Here is an 18,385-nt window from a genome sequence, read left to right as displayed (position 1 = left end):
ATCGTGTCGATACTGCAGCAAGGGCAGCGCGATAAGGAGCGGTCATGAAAGTTAACGTCGAAATCGATTGCACGCCGCTGGAGGCCAGGCAGTTCTTCGGATTGCCCGACGTCTCGCCGATGCAGACCGCCGTGATGGACAAGATGCAGCAGCAGGTGATGGCCAACATTGAAAAGGTTTCGCCGGAGTCGCTGATCCAGACTTGGTTCACGTTCGATCCCAAGATCGCCGAGCGATTCCAGGACATGTTCGTGACCATGGCAGGGCTCGGCGGCATGGCCAAGAAGGACAAATGAGAGTGGCCATCGCGGAAGGCGGCGCAGCAACGGACGAGCAGCGGCTTCGGCCGCCAAGCCTGTTTCTGATGCTGGCCGAGACGCGGGCGCTGTTCGAGCTGAATTCGAGTCTCTTGCTGTCGCCGCTATTGTTGCGCGCGCCGAGGGGCGACGGGCATCCGGTGCTTGCGCTGCCGGGCTTTCTCGCCAGCGACCTGTCGATGGCGCCGATGCGGCGCTATTTGAAAGAACTCGGCTACGACACCTATGCCTGGGACCTGGGCCGCAATTTCGGCGGCGTCGCTTCCAAGCGCGGGGCACTGCAAGGTCTCCTGAGGCGCATCTATGAAGCCACCGGCCGAAAGGTCAGCCTGATCGGCTGGAGCCTCGGCGGAGTCTATGCGCGCGATCTCGCACTGCAGATGCCGGACATGGTGCGCTCGGTGATCACGCTCGGCAGCCCGTTTGCCAACGACATCCGGGCGACCAACGCCACGCGGCTCTATGAGGCGCTGTCGGGGGAAACCGTGGATGACTATCCGGAAATTCGCTTGGCTATTGCCGGTGACTTGCCGGTGCCGGCGACCTCGATCTATTCCCGCACCGACGGCATTGTGAATTGGCACACCTGCCTGTTGCGTCCCTCCGCAACCGCCGAAAACATCGAGGTCCACCTTGCCAGCCATATCGGGCTCGGCGTGAATCCCGCAGCATTGTGGGCAGTAGCCGACCGCCTGGCGCAAGCGGAGGGCGAATTTAAGCATTTTGACCGATCAGGACCATTTGCCATTGCCTATGGGCCCCCCGAAAATGCACAATCCTGAATCCACGCCCTGAGCTAAGGGCATGATCGCGAAAGATCCCGCCCTGCAATTGATGCAGGATGGCTGTCGGTTTTCGGATATGCTCCAATAACAAAGACATTCCAGACGCCAGAAGCGCCGCCAAGGCGCCGCGTTTTCTACTGCGGGAGGAAAAATATGGCGGACGCCAAGAAGCTGTCTTCGCTGGACGCGTCGTTTCTGTATCTGGAAACCCCGGAAATGCCGATGCATGTCGGCAGCATGGCGATCTTCCGCCTGCCCGAAGGCTACAAGGGCGACTTCTTCGAAGAGTTCAAGGCGATGATCGCCTCGCGGCTGCACATCGCGCCGATCCTGAAAGCCCGCCTGGAGAAGGCTCCGCTCGACATCGATCATCCTTCCTGGGTCGAGGACGACCAGTTCGACATCGACCGCCACATCTTCCGCGCCAGCCTACCGGCGCCGCGCGACCGCGCGACGCTGGAGCGTATCGTCGGTTGGATGCATGCCAAATTGCTCAACCGCGCCCGCCCGCTCTGGGAATTCTATGTCTTCGAGGGCATGAAGGACAACGAGATCGGGCTTTATTCCAAGATGCACCATGCCTGCATCGACGGCGGCGCCGGCGTCGCGCTCACCAGCATGATCTATGACATCACGCCGGTGCCGCGTCAGGTCGATCCGCCGACGGCGCGCAAGGTGACGCCGGAGCCGCGCGACATCGCTGCCAACCTGATCGATTCCTACCAGCAGCTCTGGACCCAGCCGTTCGACCCGAAAGCTGCGCCAAAGAGCCTCGAGCTGCCGCGCTCGGGAAAAAGTGATCTCGGCTCGATCCTGTTCGACAACGCTATGTTCCAGATCGAGAGCGCGGTGAAATTCGCGAGCAGCATTCCGACCATGCTCAAGAGCGTATCCGACGTAGTCGGCAAGGTTTCGGATCCGAAGTCGCGCGACAGCCTGGCCAGCATGGCCTCGCCACCGACTATCCTCAATAAGACGATCTCCTCGGAACGTAGCTTCGCCGGCACCTCGATCTCGCTGTCGCGCGCCAAGGCGGTAGCGAAGGCGTCCGGCGGCAAGCTCAACGACGTCGTGCTGGCGCTGTCTTCAGGCGTGGTGCGCCGCTACCTGATCAGCCAGGGCGCGCTGCCCAGCAAATCGCTGACCGCGGCGGTGCCGATCTCGCTGCGTGAGGAGGGCAACGCCGAGGCCAACAACCAGGTGTTCGGCATGATCTGCGCGATCGCCACCAATGTTGACGATCCCAAGACGCGGCTGGAAACCATCATCGCGCAATCCACCAAGTCGAAGGAGATGTCGCATCCGCTGCGGGCGCTGATGCCGCAAGTCTCCAATCTCTCGATGCTGGGCGCGCCGATCGTAACCCAGATCCTCGCACTGCTCTACAGCCGCTCAAACCTCTCCGACGTGCTGCCGCCGGCGGCCAACATCACCGTATCAAACGTGCCCGGGCCGCGGCAGACGCTGTATGCCGCCGGTGCCGAGCTGCTGCACATCTTCCCGGTGTCGATCTCGACGCATGGCATCGCGCTCAACATCACCGTGCAGAGCTACCGCGACCAGCTCGATTTCGGCTTCATTGCCGGCGCCAACATCATTCCGCATGTCCAGGTTCTCTGCGACATGCTTCCAGTCGAGTTTGAAGCGCTGGAGGCGGCGTTCGCGCCACCGCCGAGCATGACCAGCGCCGCTGAATAGGGGGCCTGCCATGATTGAGATGCCGCCGCTGCAGTTCGCCGAGGTGAACGGTATTCGCATGGGCTATTACGAGGCGGGGCCCAAATCCGACAAGCCGCCGCTCATTCTCTGCCATGGCTGGCCGGAGCTGGCGTTCTCCTGGCGCCACCAGATCAAGGCGCTGAGCGAGGCCGGGATCCGGGTGATCGCGCCGGACCAGCGCGGCTATGGTGCGACCGACCAGCCCGAGGCGGTCGAGGATTACGACATGGAGCACCTGACCGGCGATCTCGTCGGGCTGCTCGATCATCTCCAAATCCACAAGGCGATCTTCGTCGGCCACGACTGGGGCGGCTTCGTCGTCTGGCAGATGCCGCTGCGTCATCTCGATCGCGTCGCCGGCGTGGTCGGCGTCAACACCCCGCATTGGGATCGCATGCCGGCCGATCCGATCGAGCTGCTTCGGAAGCGCTTCGGCGACAAGATGTACATAGTGCAATTCCAGGACCCTGGCCGCGAGCCTGACAGGATTTTCGGAAGCCGGGTCGAGCAGACCTTTGACGCGTTCATGCGCAAGCCGGTGGCGCGGCCCGCGGGTACGCCGGAGGAGCAGCCGATTGCAGGTATCGGGGCGTCAGCGCGAGTCAATCTGGCGTTTCCACAGATGATCGCGAATTACGACGCCCAGCACGATCCGCGCACGCCGATTCTGTCGCCGGAGGAAAAGCAGGTATTCGTCGATACCTTCACGAAAACCGGCTTCACCGGCGGCATCAACTGGTACCGCAACTTTTCCCGCAACTGGCAGCGCTCGGAAGGGCTCGACCACACGGTGCGCGTGCCGTCGCTGATGATCATGGCCGAGAACGACGCGGTGCTGCCGCCGTCGGCCACCGAGGGCATGGAGAAGCTGGTGCCGGACCTCGAGAAGTATCTCGTGCGCGACAGCGGCCATTGGACACAGCAGGAAAAGCCGGACGAAGTCAGCAGCAAGCTGATCGAGTGGCGTAGGAAGAGATTTGGGTAAGTCCGCATAACAGGCCGTCATTGCGGGGAGCGAAGCGACGAAGCAATCCATTCTCTCTTTTCGCCGAGCGATGGATTGCTTCGCTTGGCTCGCAATGACGGTTGAGGCAGGCAGGGAGACACTTCGACAATGGCGTCCAGCAATAAACTCAGTCCGATACCGCATCCGCCGAAGAAGCCCGTCGTCGGCAACATGCTGTCGCTGGATCCCAACGCGCCGGTGCAGCATCTGGTCAAGCTCTCCAAGGAGCTCGGGCCGATCTTTTGGCTCGACATGATGGGCGCGCCGATCGTCATCGTTTCCGGCCACGATCTGATCGACGAACTCTCCGACGAGAAACGTTTCGACAAGACGGTGCGCGGCGCGCTGCGCCGCGTCCGCGCTGTCGGCGGCGATGGGCTGTTCACCGCCGACACGACAGAGCCGAACTGGAGCAAGGCGCACAACATCCTGTTGCAGCCGTTCGGCAACCGCGCGATGCAATCCTATCACCCGAGCATGGTCGACATCGCCGAGCAGCTCGTGAAGAAATGGGAGCGACTCAACGCCGACGAGGAAATCGACGTCGTGCACGATATGACGGCGCTGACGCTCGACACGATCGGGTTGTGCGGCTTCGACTATCGCTTCAATTCGTTCTACCGGCGCGACTATCACCCATTCGTGGAGTCGCTGGTGCGCTCGCTCGAGACCATCATGATGACCCGGGGCCTGCCGCTGGAAAATTTGTGGATGCAGAAGCGGCGCAAGACGCTCGCCCAGGACGTCGCCTTCATGAACAAAATGGTCGACGAGATCATCGCCGAGCGCCGCCGCAACGCGGAAGCCGCTGAGGGCAAGAAGGATATGCTCGGCGCCATGATGACCGGCATCGACCGCTCAACCGGCGAGCAGCTCGACGACATCAACATCCGCTACCAGATCAACACCTTCTTGATCGCCGGACACGAGACCACCAGCGGGCTGCTGTCGTGCACGATTTACGCGCTGCTCAAGCATCCCGAAGTCCTGAAGAAGGCCTATGAGGAAGTCGATCGGGTGCTCGGGCCCGACATCAACGCGAAGCCGACCTATCAGCAGGTGACGCAGCTCACCTACATCACGCAGATTTTGAAGGAAGCGCTGCGGATGTGGCCGCCGGCGCCCGCCTACGGCATCTCGCCGCTTCAGGACGAGACCATCGGCGGTGGCAAGTACAAGCTGAAGAAGAATACGTTCATCACCGTGCTCGTGATGGCGTTGCACCGTGACCCCAGCGTCTGGGGTCCGAACCCGGACGTGTTCGATCCCGAGAATTTCAGCCGCGAGGCTGAAGCAAAACGCCCGATCAACGCCTGGAAACCGTTCGGCAACGGCCAGCGTGCCTGCATCGGGCGCGGCTTTGCGATGCACGAGGCGGCGCTGGCGATCGGCATGATCCTGCAGCGCTTCAAGCTGATCGATGTGCATCGCTATCAGATGCACCTGAAGGAAACGCTGACGGTCAAGCCGGACGGATTCAAAATCAAGGTGCGCCCGCGCGCCGACAAGGACCGTGGCGCGTTTGCCGGCCGCGCGGCGGTGGCCGCTGCCGCTTCCAACGCCGCGGCGCCGCAGGCGCGGACCCGCCCGGGCCACAACACGCCGCTGTTGGTGCTCTATGGCTCAAACCTCGGCACGGCGGAAGAGCTGGCGACACGGGTGGCCGACCTCGCCGAGGTCAATGGCTTCGCGACAAAACTCGGCGCGCTCGACGATTACGTCGGCAAACTGCCGGAACAGGGCGCGCTGATGGTCTTCTGCGCCTCCTATAATGGCGCCGCCCCCGACAACGCCACGCAGTTCGTCAAATGGCTGGATAGCGGGCTGCCGAAGGATGCGTTCGCCAAGATGCGCTACGCCGTGTTCGGCTGCGGCAACAGCGACTGGGCCGCGACCTATCAATCCGTGCCGCGCATGATCGACGAGCAGTTGGCGGCGCACGGGGCGCGCAGCCTGTACGCCCGCGGCGAGGGTGATGCCCGCAGCGATCTCGACGGCCAGTTCGAAAAATGGTTCGCGGCGGCAGCACCCGCGGCCATGAAGCAGCTGGGTGTCGATTCCGGCTTCGCCCGCAGCGCCGACGACGCGCCGCTTTATTCGATCGAACCGGTGGCACCATCGGCCGTTCACACCATCGTGGCGCAGGGCGGCGTCGCGCCGATGAAGGTGCTGGTCAATTCGGAACTGCAGAACAAGACCGGCGCCAGTCGTTCCGACCGCTCGACCCGCCACATAGAGGTGGAATTGCCGCCCGGCATCACTTACCGCGTCGGTGACCATCTCAGCGTCGTGCCGCGCAACGATCCCGCGCTGGTTGATTCCGTCGCGCGCCGTTTCGGTTTCCTGCCCGCCGACCAGATCAGACTTCATGTCGCCGAAGGCCGCCGTGCGCAATTGCCGGTCTGCGATGCCGTGTCGGTCGGGCGGTTATTGACCGAGTTCGTCGAATTGCAGCAGATCGCGACCCGCAAGCAGATCCAGATCATGTCGGAACACACGCGTTGTCCCGTCACCAAGCCGAAGTTGCTTGCCTATGTCGGCGACGACGCCGCATCGACCGAACTGTACCGTTCAGAGGTTCTGACAAGGCGCAAATCGGTGTTCGATCTGCTGGAGGAACATCCGGCCTGCGAACTGCCGTTCCACGCCTACCTCGAAATGCTGTCGCTGCTGGCGCCGCGGTACTATTCGATCTCATCGTCGCCTTCTTCCGATCCGTCGCGCTGCAGCGTCACCGTGGGGGTGGTGGAATCGCCCGCGAGTTCAGGGCGTGGCGTCTACAAGGGCGTGTGCTCGAACTATCTCGCCGGACGCCGCGTCGGCGATACCGTTCATGCCACTGTCCGCGAGACCAAGGCCGGCTTCCGCTTACCCGACGATCCGGTCCAACCAATGATCATGATCGGTCCCGGCACGGGACTGGCGCCGTTCCGCGGCTTCCTGCAGGAACGCGCGCATCGCAGGGCGCAGGGCGCCAAGCTCGGCCCGGCGATGCTGTTCTTTGGCTGCCGCCATCCCGAGCAGGATTTCCTCTATGCGAATGAATTGAAGGCCTTTGCGACGGATGGCATCGCCGAGCTGCACACCGCGTTCTCGCGCGCCGACGGGCCGAAGACCTATGTGCAGCATCAGGTGGTGGCGCAGAAGGATCGCGTCTGGAGCCTGATCAAACAGGGCGCGATCGTCTATGTCTGCGGCGACGGCAGCAAGATGGAGCCTGATGTCAAGGCCGCGCTGGTTGCGATCTATCGCGAAAAGTCGGGAGCGGATGCCGATGCCGGTCTGCGCTGGATCGATGATCTCGGCACCAAGAACCGCTACGTGCTGGATGTCTGGGCTGGCGGATAAGGCTTACTCCGCTGTCGTCCTCCGCGAAGGCGGAGGACCCAGTACGCCGCGGCGGTTGTGATAGACGTGCGCAACCACAGCGGTCTCTGGAATATTGGATCGCCCGATCCCGGCTTCGCCAAAAGGCTTCGCCGAGGCTATGCCGTGCTGGCGCGCCGAAGCTTTAGCGGAGGCGGCAAGCCGGACGATGACGGCGCGTGAGGCCGGCCGATCGTGCTACAACGCTCCGCATGATTCCCTGGGAAAAGCTCGACACCGCCCGCATTCCTGGCACCGATGACGAACTCCGCCTCATGCGCCGCGGCACGGAATTTTCCATCAAGCTCGGCAGCAACGAGCTGATGAACAGCCGCCTGTCCGGCTCGGAAGCCGCGCTGGCGACGCTCGCCGCGAAGAAGATCGAGAAGGTCGCGAAACCGCATGTGCTGATCGGTGGATTGGGCATGGGCTTTACGTTGCGTGCGGCGCTCGGCGTGTTCGGCAATGAAGCGAAGATCATGGTAGCGGAGCTGGTGCCGGCGGTGGTCAGTTGGGCCCGAGGCCCGATGGCAGAAATTTTTGGCGACAGCCTGGACGATTCCCGCGTGAGCATTCGAGAGACGGATGTCAGCGAGATCATCCGGTCGCATCGTTCGAAGTTCGATGCCATTCTGCTCGACGTCGACAATGGACCGGAAGGCCTTACTCGTGAGGGCAATGATGCGCTCTACAACGCTGCAGGCCTGCATGCGACGCGCGCCGCGCTGCGACCGGGCGGCGTCCTTGCCGTATGGTCGTCAGGGCCTAATCCCGCGTTCGCAAAACGTCTTCGCGCCGCAGGCTTCGACGTCAATGAAGTCAACATCCGCGCCACCGGCAAAGGCCGCGGCGTGCGTCACGTAATCTGGATCGCGGTGAAGGCTTAGCGTAGGACGCGTAGCCCCGGGTGGAGCGCAGCGCAACCCGGGGCCGCTGTTGATGCTGGTCGAATCCCGGATTACGCTGCGCTCCATCCGGGCTACGCAGCCGCTACGCCGCCTTCGCTGCCGCGCCATGCGCGTGCTCGGCGATCGCGTTGATGATCTGCGGCCACATCGGGATCGGCAGCGCGTGGCCCATGCCTTCGATCATCATCAGCTTTGCGCCGGGGATTGACGCCGCGGTGTCCTTGCCGCCTTCGGGCCGCACCAGCGGATCGACGGTGCCGTGGATGACCAGCGTCGGGATTTTCAGGTGATGCAGTCGTTCCTTGCGGCTGCCGGAGGCCAGCACCGCCCGCAACTGCCGGCCGACGCCGTCTGGATTAAGGCCGCGCTCAAAGGTGCGCGCGGCGCGCGCCGGGTCGAGCGCCTCGTCTTCCGGGAACGAGCCGACACGCAGCACTTTCCAGGTCTTGGCGAACCGTTCGAAATACTCCTCCTTCGTCCGCGGCGGCGGCGCCATCAGCACGGCCGCGGCCTCGCGCGTGGGCGGCGGCAGTTTTGGATTGCCCGTGGTCGACATGATCGAAGTCAGCGAACGCACCCGCTGCGGGAACGAGAGCGCGACTTCCTGCGCGATCATGCCGCCCATCGAGGCCCCCACCAGATGTGCCGATTTGATGCCGAGCACATCCATCAGGCCGACGGTGTCCTTGGCCATGTCGATCAGCTTGTAGGGCGCAGCCACCGGGATCTTCAGGAACCGCAGCTTCAGCAGTTCGAACGGCGTCAGGCGCCCGCCGCCGGAAAGGCGCGAGGATTTGCCGATGTCGCGGTTGTCGAAGCGGATGACGCGAAAGCCGCGCGCGGCAAGCTGGCGGCAGAAATCGTCATCCCAATGGATCATCTGGGCGCCGAGCCCCATGATCAGGAGCAGCGGTTCCGCGGCAGGATCGCCGAAAACCTCGTAGCAAATATCGATGCCGTTGGCGCGGGCGATCTGAGGCGGGTGATGAGCGAGCATCGCGTGTGTCTTCCCTCAAGTGATATCTGGCTTCAATAACTATGGCACGGTTTCCCGCACCGCAGAAGACGTCGCAGCGGTTGACCGACCCGCCGCAACAGTGTGGTATGGGCCAAACACAAGCGAAGCGTGGCAAGCGCTCGTAGTCTTTCGGGAGAGGGCGCTGATGGCCGACAAAGGCAATGATCCTGCCGTGATCTGGCAGACCATGCTTGGGGAGATGGAAAAGGGGTTCAACTCCTTCGCCAACCAGGCGATGGCCTCGCCCGAATTCTCAAAAATGATGAACCAGGTCGGCGGCGTCAGTGCAGGCGCGCAGAAGCAACTCGGCGAACTGATGGAGAAATACCTGCTGGCAATGAACCTGCCGAGCCGGGCGCAGCTCGTCGGCATGGCCGAGCGGCTGCAGGCGATCGAGGGCCAGCTCAACGAGATCAAGGCGCTGCTGCACCAGGTGCACCACAATTCGCTGGCACCGGACAGTGGCTACGGCACGCCGCGGCCGCCGCGCACCAAGCGTCCGCCGGCGGAGGGAGAGCCAAAATGAACGCTCCCGCGGGTCTCGATCTCGCTTCCCTCTCGGAGCGGGTCCAGTCCGAGGTGCAGCGCGCGATCCAGCGCAGCATCAAGGGCGTCGAATATATCGCCTCGTCCGGCCCTTCGCTCGGCTCGACGCCAAAGGACATCCTGGCCGCCCGCGGCACCATGAATCTCTATCACTATCGGCCGGTCGCGGATGAAATCTACCGCGTGCCGATCCTGATCGTGATGGCGACCACCAATCGCGGCTACATCCTCGACATGGTGCCCGGCCAGAGCTTTATCGAGTTTCTGCTAAAGCGCGGCTATGACGTCTACATGCTCGACTGGACCGCGCCGAAGCCGGAAGAAAAATCCTTGCGGATGGAGGACTATGTCCTCGACTTCATCCCGGATTGCGTCCGCCGTGTGCAGCAGGATTCTGGCGAGCAGGACGTTACCGTGATCGGCTATTGCTTCGGCGGCGTGCTGTCGCTCTTGTACGGCTCGATCTTCCACGACGGGCCGATGAAGAATTTGATCTGCTTCACCACGCCGATCGATTTCCGCGAGATGAAGCTATTCCAGAACTTTTCGGACCGCCGCTATTTCGACGTTGATCGCCTCGTCGATAGCGTCGGCAACGTGCCGCCCGAAATGATCCTGTCCTCGTTCGAAATGCTGCGGCCGGCCTCGCGCACCGTCAGCCAGGTGCAATTGTGGGAAAACATCTGGAACGACGAGTTCGTGAAGTCATACCGGATGTTCGACCGCTGGGCGACCGATACGTTGCCACTGGCGGGCGAGTATTTCCGCGACATCACCAAGAACCTGATGTGGGACAACAAGCTCTATAACGGCACCATGTCGGTCGGTGGTCGCGCGGCGGATATTTCCAGGATCAAGGTGCCGATCCTGCATGCCGTCGCCGAACACGATCACATCGTGCCCTATGACGCGGCAAAGCACCTGATCGCCAAGATCGGCTCGACCGACAAGGAAGAGCTCATCCTCAAGGGCGGTCACGTCAGCCTCGTCGCCGGCGCCAACGCGATCAAGCGGCTGTGGCCGAAACTGGATTCCTGGCTAGGTAAGAGATCAACATGAGCGAGACACGTCCCTATCCCCGTCACGTCAAGACCGACGCCGGTGAGATTGAATTTCGCATGATGGGGCGGGCGGACGAAGCCGCGGTGCTGGCATTTGCGCAAAAACTCCCGACGCATGATCTGCTCTTCCTGCCGCGCAACATCAGCCAGCCCAAAGTGCTGTCGGCCTGGATCAACGAGATCGAGCGCGGCCAGATCGTAAGCCTGCTGGCAGTGAAGGCGGGGACGGTAGTCGGCTGCGGCACCCTGGTGCGCGACCCGCATTCCTGGTCGCCCCATGTCGGCGAGATCCGGATGGTAGTCTCGCTTGATGTCCGCGGGCAGGGGGTCGGCCGGGCGCTGTCGCAGGAAACATTTGCGCTGGCGCTGGGCGCCGGGCTGGAAAAGCTGTCGGTACAGATGACCGTCGACCAGCAGGCGGCGATCGCCCTGTTCGAGAGCCTTGGCTTCCGGGCCGAGGCCCTGCTGCGGGACCACGTCCGGGATGTCGACGGCAAGAAGCATGACATCGTCGTGCTCGGGCACAATGTGGCGCAGGTTTGGGCGCAGCTCGAGGCCTATGGGGTTGCGGGGGCGGTTCAGCACTAGCGAGATACAAATCGCGAAAACAACCCCATGCAAAGTAGATGGGGCCGGCTCCGGCATTAGCCTAAAGTGGAACTTCTGCCGGTTCTCTGGGCAAACCGCTCATCCATAAGACTGATCACGAATTCGTGATATCGCGATGCAACATTAATGTTGCGACGCACCATTAACTATGGCACAACACGCGTGCCCCGGGCCAATCCGGACGGGGTGAGCCCATAGCTCAAACCTGAGGATGGAGAGACCCAATGACCACCGAAACCAACTCTGTGCTGAACACCGTCAAGGAAGCCTTCGCGCCCGTCACCGAGGCGTTCACCAAGCTTCAGAACCTGGAAGTTCCGGAAGCCGCCCGTGAGTTCGTGAAGAAGCAGACCGAGACCGCCAAGGAGCGCGCTGCCGACTTTTACGCCGGTTCGGAGAAGGCGACCGCTGCGATCGAGACCGCCGTTGCCGGTTCGGTTTCCGAGGCCGCCAAGATCAGCCGCAACATCCAGCAGGCGCTCTATCAGGACGCGGAAGCGTTCTTCGCCGGCATCGACAAGCTCGCTTCGGCCAAGTCGCTGAGCGAAGCTGCCCAGATCCAGTCGGACATGGTCCGTGCGCGCGGCGAAGTGCTCGTCTCGCGGGCGAAGGCCACCACCGAATATCTCGGCCAGCTCGTCGCCGACAGCGCCAAGACCGCGCAGGACAATTTTGCCAAGGTCTACTCCAAGACCGCCTGATCGCGATCTGCCTGACAACTGCCGTTTCGAAGGCCCGCTTTTGCGGGCCTTCTTTTTATGGCGTGTCCGCATAGATCCATCCAACCCTCATGGTGAGGAGGCGCTCTTGCGCCGTCTCGAACCATGAGGCCACGATGGGGCCTGCATCCTTCGAGACGCGGCGAAGACGCCGCTCCTCAGGATGAGGGTCGTCGTTCATTCGAAAGCCACCATGACGCTTCCGGCCACCTTCATCATTGACAGCCCCGGCGACGCCGCGCGCGCCGTCGAGTTGCGGCGCGTGAAGCTGTTGGCGACGTCGGTGCTGGCGACGACGTTTGTGATTTTCCTTGGCGCAAGAGCGCTGCTGCCGCTGCATCCGGCGTTCGGCTTCATCGCGGCGTTTGCCGAGGCTGCCACGATCGGCGGTCTCGCCGACTGGTACGCCGTGGTGGCGCTGTTCAAGCGGCCGTTGGGACTGCCGATCCCGCACACTGCGATCATCCAGAGCAACCAGCAGCGCATCGCTGACAAGCTCGGCGAATTCATCGAGAAGCATTTCCTGGAAGCCGCACCGGTCGAGGCCAAGCTGCGGCAGATCGATTTCGGCGCGTTCATCGCCGACTGGCTGCGCGACCGCAAGCGCAGCGAGGATCTCGCGCGCTTTGCACTGCGGCTGCTGCCCGAAGCGGTGGCAGCGACGGAGACCTCCGGGCTGATGACGTTCGTCAGCCGCCGCATCACCGCGCAACTGATGGCGATCGATCTTGCGCCGCTCGCGGCCGGAACGCTGCGCGCCTTCGTGAAAGAGGGGCGGCATTCAGGCCTGCTCGATGACATCCTGCGCGCGGTGCATCAGACGATGACGCAGGCCGAAACCATGGCGATGATCCGCGAAAAGATCCGCGCCGAATTGCCGACGCTGCTGAAGCTCTATCGCGCCGACAAGTTCCTGGTGAACAAGATCGTGGCTTCCGCCACCGCCTTCTTCGAGGAAGTCCGCAACGATCCCGCGCATCCATTCCGCGGCGAGTTCGATCGCATGGTGCTGACGTTTGTTGATCGCCTCGGCACCGATCCGGCTTATGCCGAACGTATACAAGGTCTGAAACGTGATCTCCTGGCGCGTCCCGAACTCGCCGGACTTGCACGCCACATCTGGGAGAACGCGCGCTCCTTCTTCGAGCGTAGCGCGTCGGGCGAGACCCAGGTGTTGGAGCAATATCTGGTGCGCATGTTCGTGAAAGCGGGCGAGGCACTGGCGGGCGACGCCGAGTTGCGCACCGAAATCAACCAGGGGCTTGTGACTGTGCTCCGAACTGTCATCGCCGAACAGAAGAGCGGCGTCTCGACCTTCATTTCCGATCAGGTCAAGGGGTGGGATATGGGGCAACTGATCTCACTGATCGAAATCAATATCGGCCGCGATCTGCAATACATCCGCTTCAACGGTTCGCTGATCGGCGGGCTTGCAGGACTGGCGCTGTACACCCTCGAATACCTGCTGCGGCTGCTGTGACTAATTGATCACGTCAACGTCTTTACTTGTCCCAAATGTGATCTGGGCAGCTTGCAAGACCAAAACCGGTTCCTTAGCTTTTTTTGAGGAACAATGTTGCACCGCGAACGATTCTACCAGGTTGCATCTACTTAGCTGAACCAGTGGCCGGCTGCCGCGACGTAAGGGGCCGAGCCCGAGAGGAGATATGATGTCCGTTGCTGCGCAGACGCTTTCCCCGCCGTCCAGAACCCTGATGCTTTTGGAAGGGCGCGCCATTCACGAACTCGGCGCGTTTCTCGGCGCCTTACCGTTGCTCAGCCTGGCGCCACGCGGCGATGGGCATCCGGTGCTGGTGTTGCCCGGCCTTGTTGCATCCGACACCTCGACACGGCCGCTGCGTAGCTTCCTGCGCACGCGCGGCTATGCCGTCAGTGGCTGGCGCCAAGGGCGCAACCTCGGTCTGCGGCACGGTGTGCAGAACGCCATGGTCGATCTGGTGCAGGAGTTGAACGACACGCACGGTCGCAAGGTCTCGCTGGTCGGCTGGAGCCTCGGCGGTCTCTACGCGCGTCAGCTTGCCAAGATGATGCCGGAGCGCGTGCGCTCGGTGATCACGCTGGGCAGTCCGTTTGCGTCGGGACCGAAGGCGACCAACGCCTGGCGCGTCTACGAAATGGCGAGCGGCCGCCGCGCCGACGAGGAGGACGCGCGTTTCGGCGGATCACTTGCAGGCACGCCGCCGGTGCCGACCACCGCGATCTTCAGCCGCACCGACGGCGTCTGCGCCTGGCAGGGCTGCATGGAAAAGACGTCGGCGACTTCGGAGAGCATCGAGGTCGAAAGCAGCCATTGCGGCATGGGCCATCACCCGGCGGTCGTGTACGCAGTGGCGGATCGCCTGGCGCAGCCGGAGGGCGAGTGGGCACCGTTCGATCGTAGCGGCTGGCGCAGCGTGGTTTACCCGAATCCGCATCGCTGAGCTGGCGCAGATCCTATCTGCGTGTTTCACGGCCTCATGGTTCTCCCGGCGATGCAAAGCATCGTCCGGAGACGCGCGGCGTTGCCGCGCTCCTCACCATGAGGGTCTAAGACCTCATCCTGAGGAGCGGCCCCTTGGCCGCATCTCGAAGGATGAAAGCCCCGCTCTCTCCGTTGTCGCTCTCCTACAAAACGCGCTATGCCTTGACGCATGCCGCCGCCGCTTGCCCGCATCATCCAGCAGTTGAAACGCGAACCGTCGCGCACGGGTTCGATCGTCATCACCGTATTCGGCGATGCGATTGTGCCGCGCGGCGGCTCGGTCTGGCTTGGCACGCTGCTCGAATTCTTCGAACAGCTCGACATCGACGCCAGCGTGGTGCGCACCGCGATGTCGCGGCTGACGGCCGACGGCTGGTTCGAGCGCGTTAAAGTTGGCCGCAACAGTTTCTATCGCCTGGTCCAGGGCGAACGGCAGACCTTCGATATCGCAACCAGGCACATCTACGGCCCGCCGGCCTCCGACTGGACCGGGCGATTTGAACTGCTGCTGATCGGCAATGGCGGGGATCGCGACGCCGCGCGCGAGGCGTTGAAGAACGCGGGCTTCGGCAGTCCGCTGCCGGGCGTGTGGGTCGCGCCGTCGGGCGTGCCCGTGCCCCAGGAAGCCGCGGGCGCCATCCGTCTCGAGGTGTCGGCGGAAGATGATAGCGGACGACGCCTGCTCAGCGAGAGCTGGCCGCTCGAACGTACCGCCGACGCCTATCAGAAGTTCATGAAGACCTTCGAGCCGCTGCACGGCTGGATCAGCCGCGGCGAGCGGCTGACCGAGGCCGACGCCTTCACCGCCCGGATCCTGCTGATCCACCATTACCGGCGCGTGGTGCTGCGCGACCCGTTACTGCCGACCGCGCTATTGCCCGCGGACTGGCCGGGCCGGGCTGCGCGCGCGCTGTGCGGCGAGATCTACCGGGCGGTACTTCCCGCGTCAGAACATTGGCTTGACCGCCATGCGACCAACGAAAACGGGCCGCTGCCAAGGCCCGGCGGGGAACTTTCCAAGCGTTTTGATGGGCCGTGAATATGTTACAGAAATATGTTGCATATCCAGATTTGTGTTATATATTTCCTCCCAACGAATTCCGGGAGGTCCGCCATGTACACGCAGGCGCTCAATACGTCCGACGGCGAAGACCGCCACATTGAGGACGCTACGCGGGCCGCGCAGTTTCAGGCGCGCATCGATGCCGATGAGCGCATCGAGCCCAACGATTGGATGCCGGCCGCCTACCGCAAGACGCTGACGCGGCAGATTTCCCAGCACGCGCATTCGGAAATCGTCGGCATGCTCCCCGAAGGCAACTGGATCACCCGCGCCCCGTCTCTGCGCCGCAAGGCTGCATTGCTCGCGAAGGTGCAGGACGAATGCGGCCACGGGCTTTATCTCTACGCCGCCGCCGAAACGCTCGGCTCTTCCCGCGAAGAGCTCGTCGACCTGATGCTGGCGGGCAAGGCAAAGTATTCCTCGATCTTCAACTATCCGACGCTGACCTGGGCTGATATCGGCACCATCGGCTGGCTGGTCGATGGTGCAGCGATCATGAACCAGATCCCGCTGTGCCGCTGCTCCTATGGTCCCTATGCGCGCGCGATGATCCGCGTCTGCAAGGAGGAATCATTTCATCAGCGCCAGGGCTTTGAGATCATGCTGACGCTGTGCCGCGGCACCGACGAGCAGAAGGCGATGGCGCAGGACGCGCTGAATCGCTGGTGGTGGCCGGTCTTGATGATGTTCGGCCCGCCCGACCAGGTCAGCCAGCACAGCGACACCTCGACCAGGTGGAAGATCAAGCGCTTCTCCAATGACGAGCTGCGGCAGAAATTCGTCGACGCCACCGTGCCGCAGGCGCAGTTCCTCGGATTGACGATTCCCGATCCTGGCATGAAGCAAAACGCTGACGGTAATTGGGAATACAGCGCAATCGACTGGGAAGAGTTCAAACAAGTGCTGGCCGGCAACGGCCCGTGCAACCGCGACCGTCTGGCGGCTCGGCGCAAGGCGCATGAGGATGGCGCCTGGGTACGCGAAGCGGCGATGGCCTATGCCAAGAAGCGCAGGCACCGCGCTGCCTTGCAGGCCGCAGAGTAGGGAGACGCATGATGGCGACGCCGAACATTCCGCTCTGGGAAGTCTTCATCCGCAGCCGTAACGGGCTGGCGCACAAGCATGTCGGCTCGCTGCACGCCGCCGACGCGACGCTGGCGCTGCAGGCCGCCCGCGACATCTACACCCGCCGCGGCGAGGGGCTTTCGATCTGGGTGGTGCCGTCGAGCGCCATCACGGCATCCGATCCGTCCGAGAAGGGCATGATGTTCGAGCCGGCGGAATCCAAGATCTACCGCCACCCAACGTTTTACGACGTGCCCGACGAAGTCGGGCATATGTAGGTCTTTCCGTCATTGCGAGCGAAGCGAAGCAATCCATGGGACCGCAAAGCAAGTCTGGATTGCTTCGTCGCTTCGCTCCCTTGCGCAAACGCTTCGCGTTTGTCGCAGGCAATGACGACTGAGCAAAGCAGGTTACCGATATGGCCGCAGCCAACATTCAGGTCTCCGAAACGCCGCTGGTGCTCTACATCCTGCGCCGTGCTGATGACGCGCTGATCCTCGGCCACCGGCTGTCGGAATGGTGCGGCCACGCGCCGATGCTGGAAGAGGACATGGCGCTCGCCAATATGGGCCTCGATCTGCTCGGCCAGGCACGCGAGCTCTATTCCTATGCGGCAAAGGTCGAGGGCAGAGGCAACGACGAGGACAAGTTCGCTTACTTGCGTGACGTCAGGCAGTACCGCAATCTGCTGCTGCTGGAGCAGCCGAATGGCGATTTTGCTCGCACCATAGTTCGCCAGTTCTTCTATGCGGCTTTCGCCGATCTCTACTGGCGCGCGATGATGCGTTCCAGCGATGCGACGCTGGCGGCGATCGCGGCCAAATCGGAAAAGGAAAGCGCCTATCATCTCAGGCATTCCTCGGAATGGATCATCCGTCTCGGCGACGGTACCGAGGAAAGCCATCGCCGCGTGCAAGCTGCGATCGACGAACTCTGGGCCTTTACCGGCGAGATGTTTTCGGTCGACGACACCGAGCGCGGCCTGATCGATGCCGGCATCGCGGTCGATCCGGCGCCGCTGCGTCCGCAATGGCTGAAGACGATCACCGGCGTCGTTGGTGAGGCAACGCTTGTCTTGCCTGATAATAGCTGGATGCAGCAGGGCGGCCGCAGTGGCCGGCACAGCGAGCATCTCGGCCATCTCCTCAGCGAGTTGCAATCGATGCAGCGGACGTTCCCGGGTGCAACATGGTAACGGATGTTCTCAGCGATACCGATCTGCGCCGCCGCGCCTGGGAGGCCGCTTCACAGGTGGTCGATCCCGAGATACCCGTGCTCACCATCGCCGATCTCGGCGTGCTGCGCGAGGTCGAGGTCCACGACGGCCGCGTCGAGGTCGCGATCACGCCCACTTACTCGGGCTGCCCCGCGATGAACATGATCGCGCTCGAGATCGAGCTGGCGCTGGAGCGCGCCGGCATGCCGCGGCCGACCATCCGCACTGTGCTGTCGCCGGCCTGGACGACGGACTGGATGAGCGACGACGGCCGCAGCAAGCTCCGGGCATACGGCATCGCGCCGCCGCAGGCCTCAAGCTCGCGCCGCGCGCTGTTCGGCGAACAGCAGGTGGCGTGCCCGCAATGCGGCTCGCAAAACACCGAGCTGCTGTCCGAATTCGGCTCGACTTCCTGCAAGGCGCTGTGGCGCTGCAAGAGTTGCCGCGAGCCTTTCGATTATTTCAAGTGTCATTGATCATGTTCGTAATCAAGGCAGTTCGAGAG

Annotated in this window: 18 protein-coding genes; 17 read left to right on the top strand and 1 reads right to left on the bottom strand. The window is 62.9% G+C overall.

All coding sequences use genetic code 11. From position 1 onward, the window contains the following. The first annotated feature begins 44 nt into the window (after positions 1-44). From RX328_RS33720 to RX328_RS33695, 6 genes are all read left to right on the top strand, one after another. Positions 45-296, top strand: a complete 252-nt coding sequence (locus RX328_RS33720; protein ID WP_213252134.1) for a DUF6489 family protein — start codon at positions 45-47, stop codon at positions 294-296. Beyond that, on the top strand, positions 293-1,099 hold the full coding sequence (locus RX328_RS33715; protein WP_213252133.1) for a lipase family alpha/beta hydrolase: 807 nt from the start codon (positions 293-295) through the stop codon (positions 1,097-1,099). The genes RX328_RS33720 and RX328_RS33715 overlap by 4 nt, the downstream gene beginning before the upstream one ends. Positions 1,100-1,255: 156 nt before the next feature. Beyond that, positions 1,256-2,800, top strand: a complete 1,545-nt coding sequence (locus RX328_RS33710) for a WS/DGAT/MGAT family O-acyltransferase (protein WP_213252132.1) — start codon at positions 1,256-1,258, stop codon at positions 2,798-2,800. A gap of 10 nt (positions 2,801-2,810) precedes the next feature. After that, the gene (locus RX328_RS33705) at positions 2,811-3,806 is read left to right on the top strand and encodes an alpha/beta fold hydrolase (RefSeq protein WP_213252131.1); all 996 of its coding nucleotides are present in this window, start codon (positions 2,811-2,813) and stop codon (positions 3,804-3,806) included. Between the two features lie 129 nt (positions 3,807-3,935). After that, complete coding sequence (locus tag RX328_RS33700) at positions 3,936-7,175, top strand: bifunctional cytochrome P450/NADPH--P450 reductase (protein ID WP_213252130.1); 3,240 nt, start codon at positions 3,936-3,938, stop codon at positions 7,173-7,175. Positions 7,176-7,405: 230 nt separating this feature from the next. Continuing rightward, the gene (locus tag RX328_RS33695) at positions 7,406-8,080 is read left to right on the top strand and encodes a spermidine synthase (RefSeq protein WP_213252129.1); all 675 of its coding nucleotides are present in this window, start codon (positions 7,406-7,408) and stop codon (positions 8,078-8,080) included. Between the two features lie 103 nt (positions 8,081-8,183). Here RX328_RS33695 and RX328_RS33690 read toward each other — a convergent pair whose 3' ends face one another. Beyond that, positions 8,184-9,098 carry an alpha/beta fold hydrolase gene (locus RX328_RS33690; protein ID WP_213252128.1) on the bottom strand — a complete coding sequence of 305 codons (915 nt, stop codon included), beginning with the start codon at positions 9,096-9,098 and terminating at the stop codon, positions 8,184-8,186. A gap of 166 nt (positions 9,099-9,264) precedes the next feature. Here RX328_RS33690 and RX328_RS33685 point away from each other — a divergent pair, with 166 nt between their 5' ends. From RX328_RS33685 to paaD, 11 genes are all read left to right on the top strand, one after another. Continuing rightward, positions 9,265-9,645, top strand: a complete 381-nt coding sequence (locus tag RX328_RS33685; protein WP_213252127.1) for a hypothetical protein — start codon at positions 9,265-9,267, stop codon at positions 9,643-9,645. Beyond that, positions 9,642-10,724: an alpha/beta fold hydrolase gene (locus tag RX328_RS33680; protein WP_213252126.1), complete on the top strand. Its 1,083-nt coding sequence runs from the start codon at positions 9,642-9,644 to the stop codon at positions 10,722-10,724. Before RX328_RS33685 ends, RX328_RS33680 begins: the two co-directional genes overlap by 4 nt. Next, entirely contained in the window at positions 10,721-11,314 is a 594-nt protein-coding gene (locus RX328_RS33675) for a GNAT family N-acetyltransferase (RefSeq protein WP_213252125.1), read from the top strand. Before RX328_RS33680 ends, RX328_RS33675 begins: the two co-directional genes overlap by 4 nt. 245 nt (positions 11,315-11,559) lie before the next feature. Continuing rightward, the gene (locus RX328_RS33670) at positions 11,560-12,036 is read left to right on the top strand and encodes a phasin (RefSeq protein ID WP_213252124.1); all 477 of its coding nucleotides are present in this window, start codon (positions 11,560-11,562) and stop codon (positions 12,034-12,036) included. A 211-nt stretch (positions 12,037-12,247) separates the two neighbouring features. Further along, positions 12,248-13,534 (top strand): DUF445 domain-containing protein, encoded by a 1,287-nt coding sequence (locus RX328_RS33665; protein WP_213252123.1) that lies wholly within the window; start codon positions 12,248-12,250, stop codon positions 13,532-13,534. A 190-nt stretch (positions 13,535-13,724) separates the two neighbouring features. Then, a complete protein-coding gene (locus RX328_RS33660; RefSeq protein ID WP_213252122.1) occupies positions 13,725-14,495 on the top strand; it encodes an esterase/lipase family protein in 771 nt (256 codons plus the stop codon). Between the two features lie 210 nt (positions 14,496-14,705). Next, complete coding sequence (gene paaX, locus RX328_RS33655; RefSeq protein WP_213252121.1) at positions 14,706-15,575, top strand: phenylacetic acid degradation operon negative regulatory protein PaaX; 870 nt, start codon at positions 14,706-14,708, stop codon at positions 15,573-15,575. Positions 15,576-15,650: 75 nt separating this feature from the next. Continuing rightward, complete coding sequence (gene paaA / locus RX328_RS33650) at positions 15,651-16,643, top strand: 1,2-phenylacetyl-CoA epoxidase subunit PaaA (RefSeq protein WP_213252120.1); 993 nt, start codon at positions 15,651-15,653, stop codon at positions 16,641-16,643. 11 nt (positions 16,644-16,654) lie between these two features. After that, positions 16,655-16,942 carry a 1,2-phenylacetyl-CoA epoxidase subunit PaaB gene (paaB, locus tag RX328_RS33645; RefSeq protein WP_213252119.1) on the top strand — a complete coding sequence of 96 codons (288 nt, stop codon included), beginning with the start codon at positions 16,655-16,657 and terminating at the stop codon, positions 16,940-16,942. 140 nt (positions 16,943-17,082) lie between these two features. Next, complete coding sequence (paaC, locus tag RX328_RS33640; protein WP_213252118.1) at positions 17,083-17,859, top strand: 1,2-phenylacetyl-CoA epoxidase subunit PaaC; 777 nt, start codon at positions 17,083-17,085, stop codon at positions 17,857-17,859. Then, positions 17,853-18,356 (top strand): 1,2-phenylacetyl-CoA epoxidase subunit PaaD, encoded by a 504-nt coding sequence (paaD, locus tag RX328_RS33635; RefSeq protein ID WP_213252117.1) that lies wholly within the window; start codon positions 17,853-17,855, stop codon positions 18,354-18,356. Before paaC ends, paaD begins: the two co-directional genes overlap by 7 nt. The last annotated feature ends 29 nt before the right edge of the window (positions 18,357-18,385 follow it).

The organism is Bradyrhizobium sp. sBnM-33, from assembly GCF_032917945.1.
Taxonomy (GTDB): Bacteria; Pseudomonadota; Alphaproteobacteria; order Rhizobiales; family Xanthobacteraceae; genus Bradyrhizobium.
This window is presented reverse-complemented; position numbering and strand designations above follow the sequence as displayed.